Genomic DNA, 17,354 nt, shown 5'->3' on the forward strand with positions numbered 1-17,354 from the left:
CGCGGACCGCGGCTCGGCGCGACCGAACTCACTGTGGCCCCTGCCCTCCGGGCGCCTGGGCGGGCGTGCGCGGGCGCGTCCGGTAGGCGGACACCACGTAAGCTGGCACCATGACGTATTCCGGTTCCAACTACCGCGGCAGCGCCTCGGTGCCTCCGGCCGGCGGTGGGGGCGGCGCCCGCGTCGCGGCCGCGGCGGCCGGCGGGCCGACCCGGCGGGGCCTCATCGGCTCCGGGATCGGCCTCGTGGCGTCGATCGCGGCGGCGGGCGGCGGCTTCGCCCTCTGGTCGACCGCCAATCGGGCCAACGCCGACCTCGACCGCCCCTTCGACCTCGACGCGATCCCCGAGGAGGACCGCCCCGAGAAGACGAACGAGGCGATGAACCTGCTCGTGGTCGGCTCCGACCACCGCGAGGGGAACGAGGAGGCCGACGCGCGTTCGGACACGAACATCATCCTGCACGTCAACGAGTCGGGCACCGAGGCGTACGGCATCTCGATCCCCCGCGACCTGTACGTGCACATCCCCGAGTACGCCGCGGCCTCGAACTACCCCGAGTACACCGGCAGCGACGCGAAGTTCAACGCCGCGTACGCCTGGGGCGGGGTGCCGCTGACGGTCCTCACCATCGAGTCGCTCACCGGCGTGCGCATCGACCACGTCGTGGAGATCAACTTCGACGGCCTCATCCAGGTCGTGGACGCCCTCGGCGGCGTGACGATGGACATCGAGGCGGCCGACGCCGACGGCTACATCGGCGACGCGCCCGGCGTCACCTCGATCCACGGCGACCACTACTTCTTCCCCGAGGGCCCGAACCTCCTCTCGGGCGAGCGCGCCCTCGACTACGTGCGCCAGCGCAAGCAGTGGGCCCGCGGCGACTTCGCGCGGATGCAGCACCAGCAGGAGCTCATCAAGGCGATCATGGACTCCGCGCTCAGCGCCGGGGTCCTCACCGACCGGGGCCGGCTCACCAGCTTCATCGAGTCCACGTCGGACGCGGTCAAGGTGGACACCGAGCTCAACGTCATCGGCACCGCGATCAACCTCATGGACCTGCGCAGCGACGACCTGGTCTTCCTGACCACGCCGAACCTCGGCACGGGCGACGAGGGCGGCGAGTCCGTCGTGCTGTACGACGAGGAGACCGGCGCGTCCCTGTGGGAGGCCGTCGTCGACGACGAGGTGGGCGCCTGGATCGAGGCGAACCCGAAGGACGAAGGGGAGTAGACCCTTGCGCGAAGGGCCCGGGCGGCGACGCCCGGGCCCTTCGCCGTTCCCCGGTCGCGGTGCGGAGTGGACCGGATGTGCTTGGTGCGCCTGGTGATTCACTCCGGCCACAGTGGGTCTGGTGTGGTCGGACGTGAATATCCCGACTTCCGTCAGTGTGATCAAGGTCGTACGATGTGCGCAACGTTCCTTCGACGAAGAGGCTGAGCCGATGGTAGAGAACGACGGGAATCTGCCCGAAGACGAGCAAGAGTACGCTTTCGACATCTCCAGGCCCTCGATCGCCCGCGTGTACGACGCGACCCTCGGCGGCAAGGACAACTTCGCGGTCGACCGCGAGGGCGCGGCCATGATCGCGAAGTACGTCCCGAAGATCCGCGAAGCGAGCCAGGACAACCGGCTTGGCCTCGCCAAGGGCGTGCGTTACGTTGCACGCCAAGGCATCGACCAGTTCCTCGACATCGGCGCCGGCCTGCCGACGATGCAGAACACGCACCAGGTCGCCCAGGCGGTCAACCCGAACGCGAAGGTCTGCTACGTCGACAACGACCCGATCGTGCTCTCGCACGGCCGGGCGCTGCTGGCGGACGACGAGTCCACGGTGATCGCCACCGCGGACCTGCGGGACCCGCCGAGCATCCTGGGCCACCCCGACGTGCGCAAGGCGATCGACTTCGACCGTCCCGTGGGTCTCATGGTGGTGGGCCTGATGATGCACTTCCACCCGGCCGAGAACCCCGGCCAGTGGATCGGGGCCCTGCTGGACGCCTGCCCGAGCGGGTCCTACCTGCACATCACGGACTTCGCGAACACCGGGTTCCCCGAGCAGGAGGCGATGGAGAAGTCCTGCATCCAGGCCCTGGGCAACGGGTGGATGCGCACCCCCGAGGAGATCGAGGCGCACTTCCAGGGGCTGCCGCTGGTGGCGCCGGGCATCGAGTACCCCACCCGCTGGTTCCCCGAGGAGCCCGACCGCGAGCTCATTCCCGTGGAGGACCTCGAAGAGCACCAGCGCATCATCATGATGGGCGTCGCGCGCAAGCCGTAGCGCGGCGAGACGACGAGGAGGGCGCACAGGGTGACCTGTGCGCCCTCCTCGTCTGTGCCCTTGACACCCGTGCCTTGTCGTCGGTGCCGTCTCGTCCGGGGTTGCACCACAGGGCTCACTCGATCGGGTGAATTCCCTTCGCGGCGGCGGACCGCGTCCGTCGGCGTCGGCGGTTACTAGCTGTAATGCTCGCGCAGGACTCGTTGCAGGAAGTCCTGGGTCTTGTTCGGCTGGGTGGCCTGGACGCACAGGTGCTCCATGGCGGCCTGGTAGGCGTCGATCTCGTTGTCGCGTTCGAGGTACAGGCCGCCGGTGAGGTGCTCCAGGTAGATGACGTCGTTCAGTTCCTCGTAGGCGAAGCGCAGCCACGTGAAGGGCGCGCCGGCGCCGGAGTGGGCGCCCGAGGTGAACGGGACGATCTGGATGCGCACGTTCGGCTTGTCGCAGAAGTCCAGGAGGGACTGGATCTGGCTGCGCATGACGGCGGCGCCGCCGAAGGGGCGGTGGAGGGCGGCCTCGTCGAGCACGGCCCACAGCTCGGGGCGCTTCTCCTCGCGGTCGAGGACTTCGCGTCGCTTCATGCGCACTTCGATGCGCTTGTCGATCTCGGTGAGCGGGGTGTGCCCGTAGCCGAGCATCATGACCGCGCGGGCGTACGCCTCGCTCTGGAGCAGTCCGGGCATGACCTGCACCTCGTAGGTGCGGATCATGGAGGCGGCGCCCTCCATGTCGAGGTAGTTGCTGAACCAGTCGGGCAGGAAGTCGGTGTAGCGGTGCCAGCGGCTGGGCTGGTTGGCCTCGCGGGCCATGTCGACGTACCGCTCGATCTCCTCCTCGTCCTGGACCCCGTACATGATCATGAGGTCGCGGACGTCCCTGAGCCGGAAGGAGACGCGGCCGAGCTCGACACGGCTGATCTTCGAGGCCGATCCGCGGATCTCCTCGCCCGCCTCCTCGCGGGAGATGTCGGCGGCCTCGCGCAGCCGGCGCAGGTTGCTGCCGATCATGACGCGCAGTGTGGTCGGTCCCGACGGGAGGTCCTCGGGTGTCGCCTTGGCCATCGCTCACCTCCCTCCGGTTTCGGTCGGCCTGGAAAAGGACTCACCCTGACAGGGTAGCCGTATGGCCTGCCCCACCAGGGTGAGCGTGTCGCGCAAGAACTCTCGGGCGGAGGGTTCTAGGCGATCATGTCGTCGAACTCGCCGTCCTTGGCGCCCTCGACGAGGGCCTTGATCTCGGCGACCGTGTAGATGAGGGCCGGGCCCTGCGGGTCGCGCGAGTTGCGGACGGCGATCTGGTCCCCACCCGGCAGCGCCGCCAGTTCAACGCAGTTGCCGCCGTTGGGGCCGCTGCGGACGCTCTTGCGCCACTGGAGCGTCGAGGGGAGTTCCCCGGCGGGGATGCCGTTGCGGGCGTTGTCCATCAGAGATTCCTTCCACCATTGGCCGGACGTTCCGGCCGGAACTCGTATAGCCACGGCCGACTTTGAAGTCGCCGGAGCCGCACCGATGCGCTAGCAGAACGTGTCCACGACGGACGATTCCGACATCCCCAATGAGGGCCGGACCAAGTGTCGCACATTACACACAGTCACTGCACATGAGGCTGCCCGCGCAGATGCACGTGCATCTTCCCCGTGTGGATGCATGTTACGATGAATGTGACAATGCACATAGACACGGCCGCGAAAGGTATGCGACCGTGGTCACGGACACGTTGGCGCTAACCGAGGTTCGGTGCGCGACGGGCAGACCGGGACCGAGGCTTCGGCCGCGGCAAGGCAACCGCCCTCGCACCCGGGCGCTCCGCATCACACAACCGGACATGTCAGTCGGAACGCAGTGCCGGACGGGGCCAGGCCCCCCGGTTCGACAGATGCCCGGAGAGGGGTTGGGTGCCATGGAGCGTCTCGAAACGCAGACGTTGCTTCAGGCAGCCGCGGCAGGCAAGCTGCGGAGCTCGATGTGTCAGCAGGTCATGGCGATCGAGTACGACCGCGGCGGCCGCGTCCTCTACCGGTGCGCCCGCTCCTGCGGCAAGCACACCGCCGACGCCGTCCAGGTCCAGAACGGACTCCTGTGGCACTACCGCGGGCGCAGCCTCGGCGAGCACTACGGACTCCCCGACGAGGACATCGTCGACGACATGTTCGCCGCCCTCCAGCTCGCCTGGGTCAGGGACGGCGACATCTACACCGCGCGGTTCCGATGAGGACGCCGCGCACGCGCGCGCCGCGGCGCCGCGCCCCCGAGACCTTGTTCTGTTTGGTGGGATAGAGCCTCGGGGAGGCCGGTGGGGGCCTCCCCGAGCTCTGCACCAGAGCTCGACGAACTTGCGAACAGTGCTGACACACCGAAGCGGGCGGGACCGAGAGGCCCCGCCCGCCATCGCGTCCCGGTCAGCTGACGGTGATGTCGGAGCTGCCGCTGGACTGGTAGCCCTCGGTCGCCATGATCATGTAGTAGGAGAACGAGCCGAGGTTCATGCCCGCGTTCGCCCACGCGTCGAAGTGGGCGCCGGTGTTGATCGACCCGGAGCTGCGGGCGCCCTGGCGGACGCTCCAGTACTGCGCGAAGGTCTTGGTGCCCTCCACCGACGGCGCGTTGTAGCGCATCGAGTGGCCCAGGGCGTAGGTGCCGCCGTCGATGTTCGCGCTGCCGCGGTTCTCGGCCCCCGAGCTGGGGTTGTAGGGGCCGTGCGATTCGACGATGTAGTACTCGACCAGCGGGTTCGACGTCCAGCCGTACAGGGCGAGGTAGCCGTTGCTGCCGTGGTTGACCCACCCGCTGTAGTTCACCGTCCGGCGCCCGCCGTTCGACCAGCCCTTGCCGCCGACCCAGTTGTTGGCCCCGTTCCACTGGGAGCTGTAGTTCCCCCCTGAGCCGAGGGTCATCGAGGCCTTGCCCTGCGAGTCGGTCCAGAACGAGTAGTAGTAGCCGTTGTGGGTGCCCTCCTGGTTCGTCGTGATGGTGTCCTGGGCGAAGGCGGTGCCGCCCGCCAGCAGCCCCGCGCCGCCGAACACGAGCGCGGCGCCGCCGCCGAGCAGGAGGCTCCTGCGGCCGAAGGGGTTGCGCGCCGGGACCTCGCGGTCGTGGTGTTCGGCGTCGTGATTCTCAGACATGCGTCCTCCAGAAGCATCGATCGGTTTCGATGCGATAAGTATGGAGTTGCGGCATTCGCGTGTCAAGAACTTCCGGAGAACTTCCGGAATTTATCGGAGCAGGCATCGTGAGAACGAGTTAGAATATTCCCAGATCACAGACTCGTGAGCATCCGATAACATTGAGATACATCGATACGAGCGCCCGTTTCAGGCCACAGCCGGTTCAAAGATAACCGGAAGTTTCAGGCCACATTCCGGAATGGACAAACCGGGCGTCTGTTGACATGGGAATGCAAAGAGAAAAGGCTGGCGGCGCGACGCAAGCGCGACTCGCCAGGCCCTCGTGTGCGGTGCCCCGTTTGGTCGCTTATGCGAACACATCGACGCAGGTCGTCGCCCAGCACGAGGTGTTGGAACGCCGTTTGAGTGCGACGGCAAGCTGCTTGACGGCGACGGCGACGTCGAAGAGGAGTTGCGTGAACGGTCGCCTATCGATCGGCGGATGAGGCCGGGGATGCGTGCAACTCCCGACCTTCCTTTCGGAGTCTCCATTTCAGAAACCTGTTGTCAGGCAACGAAAGTGCCTGAACATTTCCCCATGGAGGTACATTGCGCAAGCGTCTTGCCGCAGTCGCGGCGGTACTGGGCATAGTGGCCGTCGTCGGACCGCCGCAGTCGGTCGCGGCTCAAGAACCGGATCCCGACGGGCCCGTGACAGCCGGCGGTCCTGGAACGGTCGAGCTGCCGACCGGCGAGACGGTCGACATCTCGCCTGATGGGAGCCTGACCCTTCCGGAGGAGGGCGTTTTTCAGCTGCTCACCCGACCGAACGGCGACAGGCTGGTCGTGCCAGTCGATGCGGCCGACAGCCTGGCCGAGAACGGACTCGAAGGTTTCAATGTCGACGCCGCGTCGCGCGGCGAGGAGCCGCCTGCATCACCTGGCACCGCTGCCGCGGAGGAAGCGGTCGCCGTCGACTTCACCGGCGTGATGCCGCCGGGCAAGACTGCCGACTACGCGATCCTGAGCTGGGTGAACATTGCCACCGGCGTGATCGGTGAAGAGTTCCTGCCCGAGTCATCCGGGACCGTGGCGATGGAGCCGGGCGAGTACCACCTCCTGGTGCTCATGCAGGACCTGGACGAGTTCCACTCGATCACCGGCATGGTCGACCTCAGCGTCGGCACCGAAGGCGCCCAGGCGGTCTTCGACGGCACCCGGGCGCGAACGGTCGCCTTCACCGTCGACCGCCCAGTCGAGCCGGCCGCCAGCACGTTCCTGATGTTCAGCTTCGAACCGGGGACGAAGGACGGTATCGGATCCGGGCTCATCGCGCAGGAGCCGTGGTCGTATTCTGCCCTCCCCACCAGAGGTGGCTTGGACGGTCGCGAGGTCGGACTCGAGATGCAGCAGGAGCTGGTCAGCCCGGCGGGTACCGCTGAACCGTACAGTTACAGCCTCATTGGCGAGCACCGCAACGGGATTCCGAACCGCCCGGGTTTCAGGATCTGCGATGCCGAACTCGCCCGCGTCGAGGCGGACTACCACGGCCTCGGCGTCGAGACGACCACGATGGTGCGCCACGACATCGCCGTCCGAGACGGCTCGGCGGGCCTGAACCTGCGCGCCGGCACCGTCGACGTCCCCTCCGAGCGCACCGAGTTCTACACCGCCGCGCCGGGCCTGACCTGGATTCACCTGGGCACCCTCGGTGAAGGGGAATCCACCAACGACATGGTGGTGCGCCGGTCCGGCGAGATGAGCCCGGGCGAGACGACCACTGCCGCATGGCAGCGCGCGCCGCTGTCGGTCGGCCTCGAAGCAGGAACGCCGGCATTCACCCCCGGCTTCTACCTATACGGCGAGTACGGGTTCGCGCAGTTCGCCCCGCTCATGTTCTCCTCGGGCGCGGACGGCGAGGCGATCGACAGCAATGGTCTTGACGGCTGGTCGCGTTTGGCCCGGGACGGCCAGGTTGTCGCCGAGTCCGAGACCGGCAGCGGACTCGACCTCGACGCGACGCTCATCGAGGACGGCTGGTACACCTTCACCGCGAAAGCAGGACGCGCCGTGCCCTGGACGCCGCTGGGTACCCTCTCGGTCGCCGAATGGACCTTCCCGATGGCCCCGTCCGGCACCAACATGGCCCTGCCGGTCTCGGTCGTCGATTTCGCCGCAACCGGTATCGTCGACGGCTACGCCACCGCCGGAACCACGCAGCAGATCGATCTCGCCTACACGCCCCAGGCCGGCACCGAACCCCAGGCGTGCACCGCGATGACCTTAGAAGTCTCCTTCGACGACGGCATCACCTGGCAACAGGTCCCGATCGACCGCGTCGGCGACCGGGCCACCGCCGAACTCGCTCTGCCCCAGGTTCCCGGTTTCGTCTCGGTCCGGTTCAGCGCCGCAGACGCCTCCGGCGCGATCGTCGAACACCAGACCCTCCGCTCGTACGGCATCGCCTGAACAATGCAGGGACGCAGCACTCTGCGAGAGGCCGCCTAGAAATCTGACCTCATTCTGACCGGCGGGCCGGAATCGGCCGTTCAGGGCCGGACTCGGTCGGACCACCGCCCCAGGGACGACAACGGCCCTTGACCGGGACTTTCCTGGTCAGGGGCCGTTCTTACTGGTCTGCGGGTGTGGTTCGGTGCCCCAGGCAGGATTCGAACCTGCGACGCACGGTTTAGGAAACCGACGCTCTATCCCCTGAGCTACTGGGGCGACGACAGCAGAGTCTAACCGATCCCCGCGGCGACGGCGCTGCGCCGGTCCGCCCACCCGCCCCTCCCGCACCGCGGACCACCGCCGTCCCCCGCAACCGACCGGGCGGACACCTCGTAAATTGGACAGGTGCGCCCCCACCCCCCAAGGCGACCCGACAAACTCACCGTCTTCGCCCGATTCGTCCAGTACAAACTGCGCGTCCCCGTCATCGTCGCAGTCTGCGCCTCCGTGCCCGCCGTCTTCCTCACCGTCTGGACCGACGGCGACCTCGCCCTCGCCGGCAAGATCGTCGGCTGGGCCGCCGGCGCCGTCCTCTGGCTCGAATCGGTGATCCTCCTCCTCGCCGCCGAGAACAAACGCGAATGGCTCTGGCGCCACAAGTGGATGCTCCTCGTCTGCGCCCTCACCCTCCTCAGCCTCGCCGCCGCCGCCGGCGGCGCCCAAGTCCTCCGCCTCGCCTACCTCGTCGGCACCATCCGCGCCCTCCGCGCCAAACGCATCGTCGACGCCGCCGCCATACTCGTCCGCCGCTTCAGCCTCGGCATCTGGTGGAAATCCGGCCTCTTCACCGGCGCCGGCGTCATCGCCGCAGCCGTCGCCGTCGTCCTCCTCGCCGACCCCGACGCCGAATACCGCGAACTCCTCCACTGGCTCGACACCAACCTCAGACTCCTCCCCATCCTCCTCGCCGGCGCCGTCCTCGCCGTCGCCACCTGGCTCGTCGTCCGCACCCGCACCGCCAGGCGCACCCCCGCACCCGAACTCCCCCTCACCCCCGACCCCGCCGACACCCCCGAAACACCCTGACCACCCACCCCCCATCGTCCTTCCTCGACAAACCCCCCGATTCGAGTAGGCTCGGCCCGTGGACACCGACCTGATCACCTTGACCGGCCTGCGCGTACACGGACGCCACGGCGTCTTCGACCACGAACGGGCCACCGGACAGGACTTCATCGTCGACGTCGCCCTGCGCACCGACACCGCCGAAGCCGCCGCCACCGACGACCTCACCCGCACCGTCGACTACGGCGCCCTCGCCGACACCCTCGCCGACATCGTCGCCGGCGAACCCGTCAACCTCATCGAGACCCTCGCCGAACGACTCGCCGACGCCTGCCTGAAATTCGACCGCGTCCACGCCGTCGAACTCACCGTCCACAAACCCCAGGCACCCATCGCCCAACAGTTCACCGACGTCTCCGTCACCGTCACCAGAGGACAGTCATGACCCGCGTCGTCTTCAGCATGGGATCCAACCTCGGCGACCGCGAAGCCCACCTCAAGGCCGCACTCCGCGACATCGCCCCCGACGCCGTCTCCGAGGTCTACGAGACCCCGCCCTGGGGCGGCGACGACGACCAACCCGCCTACTACAACATCGCCGTCATCGCCGACGACCCCGGCCAGGACGCCGAAGGCTGGCTCGCCCTCGCCCAACGCCTCGAAGAGGACAACGGCCGCATCCGCGACCCCGAACGCCGCTACGGCCCCCGCACCCTCGACGTCGACCTCATCGCCGTCTTCGAAGACGACGGCACCCCCGTCCACGGCGACGACCCGCAACTCCTCCTCCCGCACCCCCACGCCCACCTCCGCGCCTTCGTCCTCGTCCCCTGGTTCGCCATCGACCGCGACGCCGAACTCCCCGGCCGCGGCCGAGTGAGGGACCTGCTACGCGACGAGTCCGTCGCGGCGGACGCGCGCGCGTTGCGCCGACTCCACCCGATATGGTCGGGACACGGCGACGCTCGCGAGCCGTGATCGGAGACAGCATGAGTGACGACGAGCACGGCCCGAGGCCGAGCCTGCGACCCACGTCGCCGTCCACCATCGGGGTGGCCGCGCTGGCGGGGGCCGCACTCACCCTGCTGCTCGTCGCCCGCTACTACCAGCACGCACCCAGCCTGAACTGGTACAACTCCGCCGTCATCCTCGCCCTCGCCGCGCTCCTCGCATGGCTGGCCTGGACGACCCGGACGGTGCTGCGCCCCGGCCGCGGCCGATCGCGCGCGGCGGTCGACCAGGCCGGCGCCGCACCCCCCTCAGGCCGGCTCGACGGCCCCGAACACGCACTCCAGATCGCCCGCTTCGCCGTACTGGCGAAGGCCGCCGCGGTCGCGGGCGCCGCGTTCTTCGGCGCCTACCTGGGCTTCACCGTCTGGCTCGCGGTCCAGTCCGGGCGGCTCACCGCCGCCGCCGACGACCTCCCCGAAGCCATCCTCGGCACCATCGCGTGCGCCGTCCTGACGGCCGCCGCCCTCTGGCTCGAACACTCCTGCCGCATCCCCCCGCAGGACGACGACCAGGACGACGACCGCCCCAACCGCAACTGACCACCCGTCCCCGGACCCCGCTCCCGGGCCCCGGCCCCCATCCCCGTCTCCCCACAATCCGCGCGTTTAGAGGTGCGCTCCATGAAGTTTGACTCCCCCAACCGAAGCGACGACCGCGACACGACCGCGACGATGAGCCTCGGCTCGCCGGGCGTGTCGACCACGGACGGCGCAGCAGACAGCCCGGCCGACCGCATGGCCGTCCACGTGGTCTGGGAGATCGGCCTGCTGCTGCTCGGCGGCGGCGTCCTGTTCGCCCTCACCCAGTCCGCCTCCGGCCCCTTCGCCGACGGCTCCTGGTCGGCCTTCACCGCCGCCCTCGCCCCCGTCGTCCTCCTCGCCTGCGCCATGGCCGTGTCCCTGCGCGTCGGCGCCGTCAACCTCGCCGTCGGCCCCATCGCGCTCATCGCCGCCTGGATGTTCGTCGACGCCTCCGGCTCCGGCTCGGCCGTCGCCCTCGCGATGGGCCTGGGCGCCGCCGCCTTCGTCGGCATCGTCCTCGCCACGCTCTCCGCCTGGCTGCGCGCCCCCGGCTGGGCCGCCAGCGGCGCCGTCGGCGGCGCGATCGGCCTGTGGGCCGGCTCCGCGGGCGACCCCTCCGCGTTCATGCTGGAGCAGCTCCCGACCACCGGCGCCCTCGCCGCGCTCGCGGCCGCCGCCGGCCTGTCGCTGTTCCTCGGCCTCGTCGGCGCGTTCGCCGGCATCCGCTCCCGACTGGCGCCCATCCGCGAGACCCCCGCGGGCGAACGCCACGGCCGCGGCGGCATCGTGTTCCTCGGCGTCCTCCTCTCCTCCTCGCTCGCCGGCGCCGCCGGCGTCGTCGCGGCCTGGACCGCCGTCCCCGACGCGGGCGCCGCCGGACTCCCCGACCCGATCCTCCTCACCGTCCTCGCCCTCGGCGCGGCCCTGCTGGGCGGCACCAGCCTCATGGGCCGCCGCGGCGGCGTGTGCGGCACCGTCTTCGCCTCCATGCTCGTGCTCGCCCTCATGTGGCTCGCCCAGGCGCGCGGCTGGAGCTTCGACCCCAGCTGGATCGCCTTGAGCGCCATCGTCGCCGGATTCCTCGTGACCCGCCTCGTCGAGGCCATGAACACCGTCGACGAAGCCGAGGCCGCCTCGACCAGCCGCGCCGGCTCCCTCGCCGACCTGCGCGAGGACGACCCGCTCCCCGCCGACCGCACCGACTCCTTCGAACGCTACGACGACGACCTGGCCGACCTCGGCTCCGGCGGCGGCGACCCCTGGTCGACCACCGGCGGCATCCCCAAGACCGCCGACCCCTTCGGCGCCTCCGGCGTCTTCGACGACCTGCGCGACAACCAGGGCGGCTACGGCACCCGTTTCGGCCCGGCCACCGACGACGACCGGCGCTACGGGCGCTGACGTCCACCCCTCCTTATCCCCCGAAGAGGACGACAACGATGACCTACGTACCCCCCGAGCGCGGCGACGAACCCGCGCTCGACCAGACCCGGCAGCTCGACGTCGCCCCCGGCCCCGGCCTGCCCGCGGTCGGCAACGGCGTGGACGCCCAGAGCGCCCAGCCCGTCGACCCCTTCGCGGGCCAGGCCGCCACCACCGTCGGCTACGTCGAGACCCCCGTCCGCCGCGACCGGCCGCTCTTCCAGTTCATCTGGGAGGGCATCCTGCTGCTGCTCACCTTGAACGCGCTGTTCTTCGCGTACCAGAGCAGGGACGCAGTTTTCGGCGGCGAGGCGACGATGGAAACGCTCGACGCGCATCTGATGACCATCGCTTCACTGGTGCTCATCGCTTCGGGCTTCGGCCTGTCGCTGCGCCTCGGCGCCGTCAACCTCGCCGTTCCCGCCCTGCCGGCACTCGTCGTGACCATGTCCCCGGTGTTCGTCGGGGACAACCCGCTCGTCGGCCTCGCCCTCACCGCGGGGGCCGTCGCGGTGCTCGCCATCCTCTTCACCGTTCTGACGGCGCTCTTCCGCCTGCCGGCCTGGATCGCCGGCCTCGCGACGCTGCTGGTGGTCGGCGCCTCGTACCCTGCGGTGATCGAGCTGGCGCAGCGGATGGGCGCCCCCGACCAGGCCACGACCTGGACGAACCCGGGGGAGCTGTGGCTGTTCGTCGGCGCCGTCGCGATCTCGGTGGCAGGCGGGCTCATCGGGCTGCTCCCGTCGGTGCGCGATCGGTTCAGCGCGGTCAAGTCGGCCGTGGAGGGCACCGGCCCCAGGAACGCCGCCTCGGTGTTCACGCTGTTGGGCGGCACCTTCTTGTCGCTCATGCTCGGTGCCCTCGCGGGTTTCGTGCCCGTGGTGTTCGGTTCCGGTGTGCAGCCGACCTCGGAGTGGCTGCTGCTCGGCTCCTTCTCGGTGAGCACCGTCGCCACCGTGATGCTGAGCCCGGTCGCGCTCATCGTGGTGTTCCTGGCGGGCACGAGCCCGTGGGGTCGCCGCGGCGGCGTCTTCGGCACGTCGCTTGCGGCCGTTACCGTGTGGGCCCTGATCATGCTGTGGCCGACCTTCGAAGCGCCGGCGTCCAACCCGGCGCTGATCGAGGAGCTCACGGGCGTGCTGTACGTGGGTCTGCTTCTGCTCGGACTCACGGTGTCCTACGGCCTTGACCGACTGGGCGAACCCAAGGAGGTCCCCGAGCCCGAGACGCCGGTGTTCAACGGCGAGATGCCCCCGTTCGACTCCCTGCAGGGCGGCGTCAACGACAGCGGCCTCTTCGAACCGACCCTCCCGCACGCGACCGGAGCGCCCCGCTGACGGGAGTCCGAACACGACGATCACATGGATATGCGGCTGGGGCCGCGGGCCGAAGGCCCGCGGCCCCAGCCGCATATCCGAACCGCCCCGAGCGAACCGACGACCACCCACCCTGTGGATAACTCTGCCCTATGCGAGCAGGCAATCTAAGCATCCTTCGCGAAGTTATCCACAGGCGGGAAACTTTTGTTGCCGTGCCTTGGCGTACCGGGTTTAGTAGATATCAAAAAAGAAGGCCATCCGGTTGCGGCGGGAGGGCGGCGACAGAGGGGTTTCGCGAACGTCGCCATTCCACGAGCGGGCGCGGGAAGCCGCCCGCGCCCGGTCCCCGCCGCAGCCGCTCCTCCGCGGAGCGCGGGGCGGCCGGACCCGTACAGTCCGACCGCCCCGCAAGAACCGGACACCACGTCGAGCGAAAACGGAAGTAGGCCGATCGCCGCCGGTACAGAATCGGGGCATGACCGAGCCCTACGCGCTGTTCGACCGACTGCCCACTCCCGAGGAGCATCGGCGCCTCGCCGAGGCGGTCGGTTGGGGCGAGGCGTTCGATTGGGACACGACGCCCGCCTCTTTGGACGGGTCCCTGGCGGGCGTGGTGGCCTTTGCGGGAGACGAGATCGTCGGGATGGGCCGGCTGGTCGGCGACGGCGCCAAGTACTTCTACGTGCAGGACGTGGCGGTCCTGCCCGACCGGCAGGGGGCCGGGATCGGGGCCGCGGTGGTGCGTCGGCTGCTCGACCACATCGCGAGGACCGTGCCGTCGACCGCGTTCGTCGGGCTCTTCGCGACCGACGGTGCGGTGCCGCTCTACGAGCGGCACGGGTTCGGCCACGGGGACATGGCGGGGATGTTCCGCCTGGTCGAGCCGAACGAGCCCTGACCGACCGAATCGGTTGGGGAGAGCGAGCGCCAACGGGCCGTGTCGTGTTTCGGCCGGCCGTTTCCGGGCCGTGGGGCGGGTCTGGTCGCGCGGTTCTTGGGCCCGTGGGGCGGGTTCGGTCGGACGACCGGGCCTGCGGGGGCGGCTGGATCAGATGACCGGGCCCGCTGGGCGGGGTGGTTGGACGCCCGCAGGCGGATCAGACGACGATGACTCGGATGCCGGCTTCTTCGAAGCCGCGCAGTTGTTCGGGTGGGGCGTTGCCGTCGGTCACGAGGGTGTGGACGCGGTCGGTGGGGCAGATGCGGGCGAAGGCGTGGCCGCCGATCTTGGAGCCGTCGGCGATGACGACGACCTTGCGGGCGCGGGCGGCCATGAGGGCGTTTATGGCCGCTTCGCCTTCGTGGTGGCTGGTCGCGCCGAGTTTCATGTCGATCGCGTCGACGCCGAGGAAGGCGATGTCGAGGGTGATCTCGCGCAGGATCGGGGCGGCCAGGGGGCCGATGAGCTCGTAGGACTGGGGGCGGACCACGCCGCCGACGACCACGACCTTCAGGTGCGGGCGCACGATGAGCTCGTTGGCGATGTTCAGGGCGTTGGTGACGATGGTGAGCCCGGTGGAGCCGGGGGTCGCCACGAGGTCGGTGCGCATCGCCAGCGACCGCGCCACCTCGGTGATGGTGGTGCCGCCGTTGAGCGCGATCACCTGGCCCGCACTGACCAGACCCGCTGCGGCCGTGCCGATCCGGTGCTTCTCCTCGACGTGGCGCGCGGTCTTGTAGCGCAGCGGCAGGTCGTAGGAGATACCGCCGGCGACGGCGCCGCCGCGGGTGCGGGTGATCATTTGCTGCTGGGAGAGCTGGTCGAAGTCGCGCCGGATCGTGGCCTGGGAGACGCCGAGGCGCTCGGCGGCCTCCTCCACGGTGATGCGTCCGGTCTCTGCGAGGATCTCCAGCAGGGTGTTCCACCGGGCATAGCGGTCCACGTCGCTCCTCGGGTCGGGATCGCGCGGTGTGCACGATAGTGTTCGAACTACGTCTGTCGGCGCTCGAACGGTGCTCAAGTCATGTTCGCGCGCTCATTGACATTCTGCCGCACCGGGGTGGCCTCGCGCACCCCGGATCGAATGGAAGGAGCGCCGGTGGACGGCGTCATGCTCCCGGCCGTGGGCCGGATCGTCACCCCCGACGGCGTGGTCAACGGGACCCTCATCGTCGAAGGCGACCGGTTCGAAGGGGTCCTCGAACGCGAGGGCGCGCCCACCGGCTGGGTCCTGCCCGGTTTCGTCGACGTGCACTGCCACGGCGGCGGCGGGTTCTCGCTCGCGAACGGCGACCCCGACTCGGCCCGCGGGGCCGCGGCCTTCCACGCCGCGAAGGGCACCACGACCCTCGTTGCCTCCTTGGTCTCCTCGACCCACGAATTCCTCCTCGGCGCCACCCGTGCGCTGCGGCCGCTGGTCGCGGACGGGACGCTCGCGGGCGTCCACTACGAGGGCCCCTACATCTCGGCGGCGAAGTGCGGCGCCCACGTGGTCGAGGTGCTGCGCGACCCCGACATCGCCGAGCTGACCGAGCTCATCGAGGCCGGCCGTCTCGACGACGGGCGCGGCGCGGTGAAGATGGTGACCGTCGCGCCCGAGCTCGACGGGGCCCTGGCGGCGATCGAGTTCCTCGACCAGCGCGGGGTGGTGCCCGCGATCGGGCACACGAACGCGAGCTACGAGCAGACGGCGGCGGGCATCGACGCGGGCGCGCAGGCGGCGACGCACCTGTTCAACGCCATGCGCGCCTTCAACCACCGCGAGCCCGGCCCGATCCCGGCGCTGCTGGACGACGAGCGGATCTTCTCCGAGATCGTCGCCGACCCGGTCCACCTGCACCCGGGCACGATGCGGTTCGCGTTCGACACGTCGCTGCCGGCCTGGACGCTGCTGGTCTCGGACGCGATGGATGCCGCGGGCCTGGCCGACGGCACGTACATGCTGGGCCGCCACGAGGTCGAGGTCTTGGACGGGGTGGCGACGGTGGCGGGGACCGACGTCATCGCCGGGTCCACGATCACGCTCTTGGACGCCTTCCGCAACGCGGTGCGCCTGGCGGGGCAGTCGGTGGAGGCGGCCTCGCAGATGGCCTCGGCGACGCCCGCGGAGCTGCTGGGTCTGCACGAGGTCGGCGCGATCGAGACGGGGAAGTTCGCCGACGCCGTGGTCCTCGACGACGACCTCAACCTGGTGTCGGTCATGCGCCGCGGCGCCTGGCTCGCGCTCTGAGTCGGCGCCTTAGGAGCGGTTGCGCTGTCGGAGCGGCTGTCCGGTCGGAGTCGGCCGCTTCGGTGTCGCACGGCGGTTGCGCCTCGGCGGTTCCGAGGGCGGTGTGGGTCCGAACGGGCCGGTGATCGCTGCGCCGCTTGGCAACGTGCAAGGGCCCGCAGTCCGTGAGGACTGCGGGCCCTTTCGCTGTTCCGGTTGGAGGGCCGGCGAAGCGGCGCTCGCCCGTTAGAGGAACGGCGCGGCGTCGTAGGTCATGGAGCCGGCTCCGGCGCCGATGATGATCCAGATGAGGCAGAACGTGAAGAAGGAGAGGATGCCGAGGACGAGGCCGGTGATGGCGATGCCCTTGTTGGTGGCCTGCCCCTTGTTCGCGCGGCTCCAGCCGATGGCGCCGAAGACGATCGCGAGGACGCCGAGCGGCCAGGTGAACCAGTTGAGGCCGGGTATGAACGAGGTGACGACCGCGATGATGCCGCAGACGAGGGCCGCGGTGCCGAGGCCGTTGCGCGGCTGCTGGCCTTGGATCGGTCCGTCGCCGTTGTAGGGCGGCGGCGGTGGCGGGGGCGGCGGGACGGCGCCGCCGGAGTAGGGGTCGAAGCCGCCGCCGACGGGTGGTGGCGGGTAGGAGGGCGGCGGGTTCGCGGGCGAGGGCGGCGGGAACTGCGGCGTGCCTTCGGGCGCGGGGTCGGGCAGGGAGCCGGACGCGTTCTCGGCGGAGGGGGAGGAGGGGTTCCAGCCGCCCGCGGCCGGGTCGCCGCCGGGCGGGTCCGGTTCGGACCGCTCGGGTTCGGGCGGGTCGGGGACCGGCGGATACGTGGTCATGGTGACCTCCTCGTGTCTCGGCGCCGCTGGTCGCGGGCTCGCGGCGCCGCTGCCCCGCAAGGTAGTCCGATCTCGTGGGCGATGTGCCGAATCAGGGGAAACAGCGGCACCGAAGCGACACTCGCGTCACCGGTTCGAGAACTCTCCTCGGTTTTTTGCGGTTAGGGGTTTACTACCCGTCAGTACGCGA

At 69.8% G+C, this 17,354-nt stretch carries 17 protein-coding genes and 1 tRNA gene; 12 read left to right on the forward strand and 6 right to left on the reverse strand.

All coding sequences use genetic code 11. The features are described 5' to 3' along the window. Positions 1 to 110 precede the first annotated feature (110 nt). Together E9998_RS13490 and E9998_RS13495 are read left to right on the forward strand one after the other, a co-directional pair. The gene (locus tag E9998_RS13490; protein WP_136530226.1) at positions 111 to 1,232 is read left to right on the forward strand and encodes an LCP family protein; all 1,122 of its coding nucleotides are present in this window, start codon (positions 111 to 113) and stop codon (positions 1,230 to 1,232) included. A 211-nt stretch (positions 1,233 to 1,443) separates the two neighbouring features. Beyond that, a complete protein-coding gene (locus E9998_RS13495) occupies positions 1,444 to 2,280 on the forward strand; it encodes an SAM-dependent methyltransferase (RefSeq protein WP_136530227.1) in 837 nt (278 codons plus the stop codon). A gap of 176 nt (positions 2,281 to 2,456) precedes the next feature. Here E9998_RS13495 and E9998_RS13500 read toward each other — a convergent pair whose 3' ends face one another. Beyond that, positions 2,457 to 3,341 (reverse strand): helix-turn-helix domain-containing protein, encoded by an 885-nt coding sequence (locus E9998_RS13500; RefSeq protein WP_136530228.1) that lies wholly within the window; start codon positions 3,339 to 3,341, stop codon positions 2,457 to 2,459. 116 nt (positions 3,342 to 3,457) lie between these two features. After that, a complete protein-coding gene (locus E9998_RS13505) occupies positions 3,458 to 3,703 on the reverse strand; it encodes a DUF397 domain-containing protein (RefSeq protein ID WP_136530229.1) in 246 nt (81 codons plus the stop codon). Between the two features lie 539 nt (positions 3,704 to 4,242). Here E9998_RS13505 and E9998_RS13510 point away from each other — a divergent pair. Further along, positions 4,243 to 4,491 carry a hypothetical protein gene (locus E9998_RS13510; protein WP_136530230.1) on the forward strand — a complete coding sequence of 83 codons (249 nt, stop codon included), beginning with the start codon at positions 4,243 to 4,245 and terminating at the stop codon, positions 4,489 to 4,491. 187 nt (positions 4,492 to 4,678) lie between these two features. Here the strand turns inward: E9998_RS13510 and E9998_RS13515 are convergent, their stop codons facing one another. Further along, the gene (locus tag E9998_RS13515; RefSeq protein ID WP_136530231.1) at positions 4,679 to 5,401 is read right to left on the reverse strand and encodes a glycoside hydrolase family 11 protein; all 723 of its coding nucleotides are present in this window, start codon (positions 5,399 to 5,401) and stop codon (positions 4,679 to 4,681) included. An 828-nt stretch (positions 5,402 to 6,229) separates the two neighbouring features. On the opposite strand from E9998_RS13515, the gene E9998_RS13520 reads away from it, so the two are divergent. Beyond that, positions 6,230 to 7,852 carry a hypothetical protein gene (locus tag E9998_RS13520; RefSeq protein WP_136530232.1) on the forward strand — a complete coding sequence of 541 codons (1,623 nt, stop codon included), beginning with the start codon at positions 6,230 to 6,232 and terminating at the stop codon, positions 7,850 to 7,852. Positions 7,853 to 8,037: 185 nt separating this feature from the next. On the opposite strand, the gene E9998_RS13525 is transcribed toward E9998_RS13520, so the two are convergent. Then, positions 8,038 to 8,110, reverse strand: a tRNA-Arg gene (locus E9998_RS13525). Between the two features lie 129 nt (positions 8,111 to 8,239). Between E9998_RS13525 and E9998_RS13530 the strand changes: the two genes are divergently transcribed. From E9998_RS13530 to E9998_RS13560, 7 genes are all read left to right on the forward strand, one after another. Further along, on the forward strand, positions 8,240 to 8,920 hold the full coding sequence (locus E9998_RS13530) for a metal-sensitive transcriptional repressor family protein (protein WP_136530233.1): 681 nt from the start codon (positions 8,240 to 8,242) through the stop codon (positions 8,918 to 8,920). 58 nt (positions 8,921 to 8,978) lie between these two features. Then, positions 8,979 to 9,344 carry a dihydroneopterin aldolase gene (folB, locus tag E9998_RS13535; RefSeq protein ID WP_136530234.1) on the forward strand — a complete coding sequence of 122 codons (366 nt, stop codon included), beginning with the start codon at positions 8,979 to 8,981 and terminating at the stop codon, positions 9,342 to 9,344. After that, positions 9,341 to 9,877 (forward strand): 2-amino-4-hydroxy-6-hydroxymethyldihydropteridine diphosphokinase, encoded by a 537-nt coding sequence (gene folK, locus E9998_RS13540; RefSeq protein WP_136530235.1) that lies wholly within the window; start codon positions 9,341 to 9,343, stop codon positions 9,875 to 9,877. The genes folB and folK overlap by 4 nt, the downstream gene beginning before the upstream one ends. A gap of 11 nt (positions 9,878 to 9,888) precedes the next feature. Then, positions 9,889 to 10,449, forward strand: coding sequence for a DUF3180 domain-containing protein (locus E9998_RS13545; RefSeq protein WP_192907091.1), 561 nt, complete (start codon positions 9,889 to 9,891; stop codon positions 10,447 to 10,449). 81 nt (positions 10,450 to 10,530) lie between these two features. Next, positions 10,531 to 11,832 carry a hypothetical protein gene (locus tag E9998_RS13550; RefSeq protein WP_136530236.1) on the forward strand — a complete coding sequence of 434 codons (1,302 nt, stop codon included), beginning with the start codon at positions 10,531 to 10,533 and terminating at the stop codon, positions 11,830 to 11,832. A 38-nt stretch (positions 11,833 to 11,870) separates the two neighbouring features. Further along, positions 11,871 to 13,190, forward strand: a complete 1,320-nt coding sequence (locus E9998_RS13555; RefSeq protein ID WP_136530237.1) for a hypothetical protein — start codon at positions 11,871 to 11,873, stop codon at positions 13,188 to 13,190. A gap of 457 nt (positions 13,191 to 13,647) precedes the next feature. Then, entirely contained in the window at positions 13,648 to 14,070 is a 423-nt protein-coding gene (locus tag E9998_RS13560; protein WP_136530238.1) for a GNAT family N-acetyltransferase, read from the forward strand. 199 nt (positions 14,071 to 14,269) lie between these two features. On the opposite strand, the gene E9998_RS13565 is transcribed toward E9998_RS13560, so the two are convergent. Beyond that, a complete protein-coding gene (locus E9998_RS13565) occupies positions 14,270 to 15,055 on the reverse strand; it encodes a DeoR/GlpR family DNA-binding transcription regulator (RefSeq protein WP_136530239.1) in 786 nt (261 codons plus the stop codon). Positions 15,056 to 15,223: 168 nt separating this feature from the next. Between E9998_RS13565 and E9998_RS13570 the strand changes: the two genes are divergently transcribed. After that, positions 15,224 to 16,342: an N-acetylglucosamine-6-phosphate deacetylase gene (locus E9998_RS13570; RefSeq protein ID WP_136530326.1), complete on the forward strand. Its 1,119-nt coding sequence runs from the start codon at positions 15,224 to 15,226 to the stop codon at positions 16,340 to 16,342. Positions 16,343 to 16,567: 225 nt separating this feature from the next. Here the strand turns inward: E9998_RS13570 and E9998_RS13575 are convergent, their stop codons facing one another. Then, on the reverse strand, positions 16,568 to 17,164 hold the full coding sequence (locus E9998_RS13575; RefSeq protein ID WP_136530240.1) for a DUF4190 domain-containing protein: 597 nt from the start codon (positions 17,162 to 17,164) through the stop codon (positions 16,568 to 16,570). Positions 17,165 to 17,354 lie beyond the last annotated feature (190 nt).

This window comes from Glycomyces paridis (genome assembly GCF_004912155.1).
Lineage (GTDB): Bacteria > Actinomycetota > Actinomycetes > Mycobacteriales > Micromonosporaceae > Glycomyces > Glycomyces paridis.

What these genes read in the sequence shown, in the direction of transcription:
- E9998_RS13490 (WP_136530226.1), top strand. Translation starts at nt 111, where the DNA reads ATGACGTATTCCGGTTCCAACTACCGCGGCAGCGCCTCGGTGCCTCCG.
- E9998_RS13495 (WP_136530227.1), top strand. Translation starts at nt 1,444, where the DNA reads ATGGTAGAGAACGACGGGAATCTGCCCGAAGACGAGCAAGAGTACGCT.
- E9998_RS13500 (WP_136530228.1), bottom strand. Translation starts at nt 3,341, where the DNA reads ATGGCCAAGGCGACACCCGAGGACCTCCCGTCGGGACCGACCACACTG.
- E9998_RS13505 (WP_136530229.1), bottom strand. Translation starts at nt 3,703, where the DNA reads ATGGACAACGCCCGCAACGGCATCCCCGCCGGGGAACTCCCCTCGACG.
- E9998_RS13510 (WP_136530230.1), top strand. Translation starts at nt 4,243, where the DNA reads ATGTGTCAGCAGGTCATGGCGATCGAGTACGACCGCGGCGGCCGCGTC.
- E9998_RS13515 (WP_136530231.1), bottom strand. Translation starts at nt 5,401, where the DNA reads ATGTCTGAGAATCACGACGCCGAACACCACGACCGCGAGGTCCCGGCG.
- folK (WP_136530235.1), top strand. Translation starts at nt 9,341, where the DNA reads ATGACCCGCGTCGTCTTCAGCATGGGATCCAACCTCGGCGACCGCGAA.
- E9998_RS13545 (WP_192907091.1), top strand. Translation starts at nt 9,889, where the DNA reads ATGAGTGACGACGAGCACGGCCCGAGGCCGAGCCTGCGACCCACGTCG.
- E9998_RS13550 (WP_136530236.1), top strand. Translation starts at nt 10,531, where the DNA reads ATGAAGTTTGACTCCCCCAACCGAAGCGACGACCGCGACACGACCGCG.
- E9998_RS13555 (WP_136530237.1), top strand. Translation starts at nt 11,871, where the DNA reads ATGACCTACGTACCCCCCGAGCGCGGCGACGAACCCGCGCTCGACCAG.
- E9998_RS13560 (WP_136530238.1), top strand. Translation starts at nt 13,648, where the DNA reads ATGACCGAGCCCTACGCGCTGTTCGACCGACTGCCCACTCCCGAGGAG.
- E9998_RS13570 (WP_136530326.1), top strand. Translation starts at nt 15,224, where the DNA reads ATGCTCCCGGCCGTGGGCCGGATCGTCACCCCCGACGGCGTGGTCAAC.
- E9998_RS13575 (WP_136530240.1), bottom strand. Translation starts at nt 17,164, where the DNA reads ATGACCACGTATCCGCCGGTCCCCGACCCGCCCGAACCCGAGCGGTCC.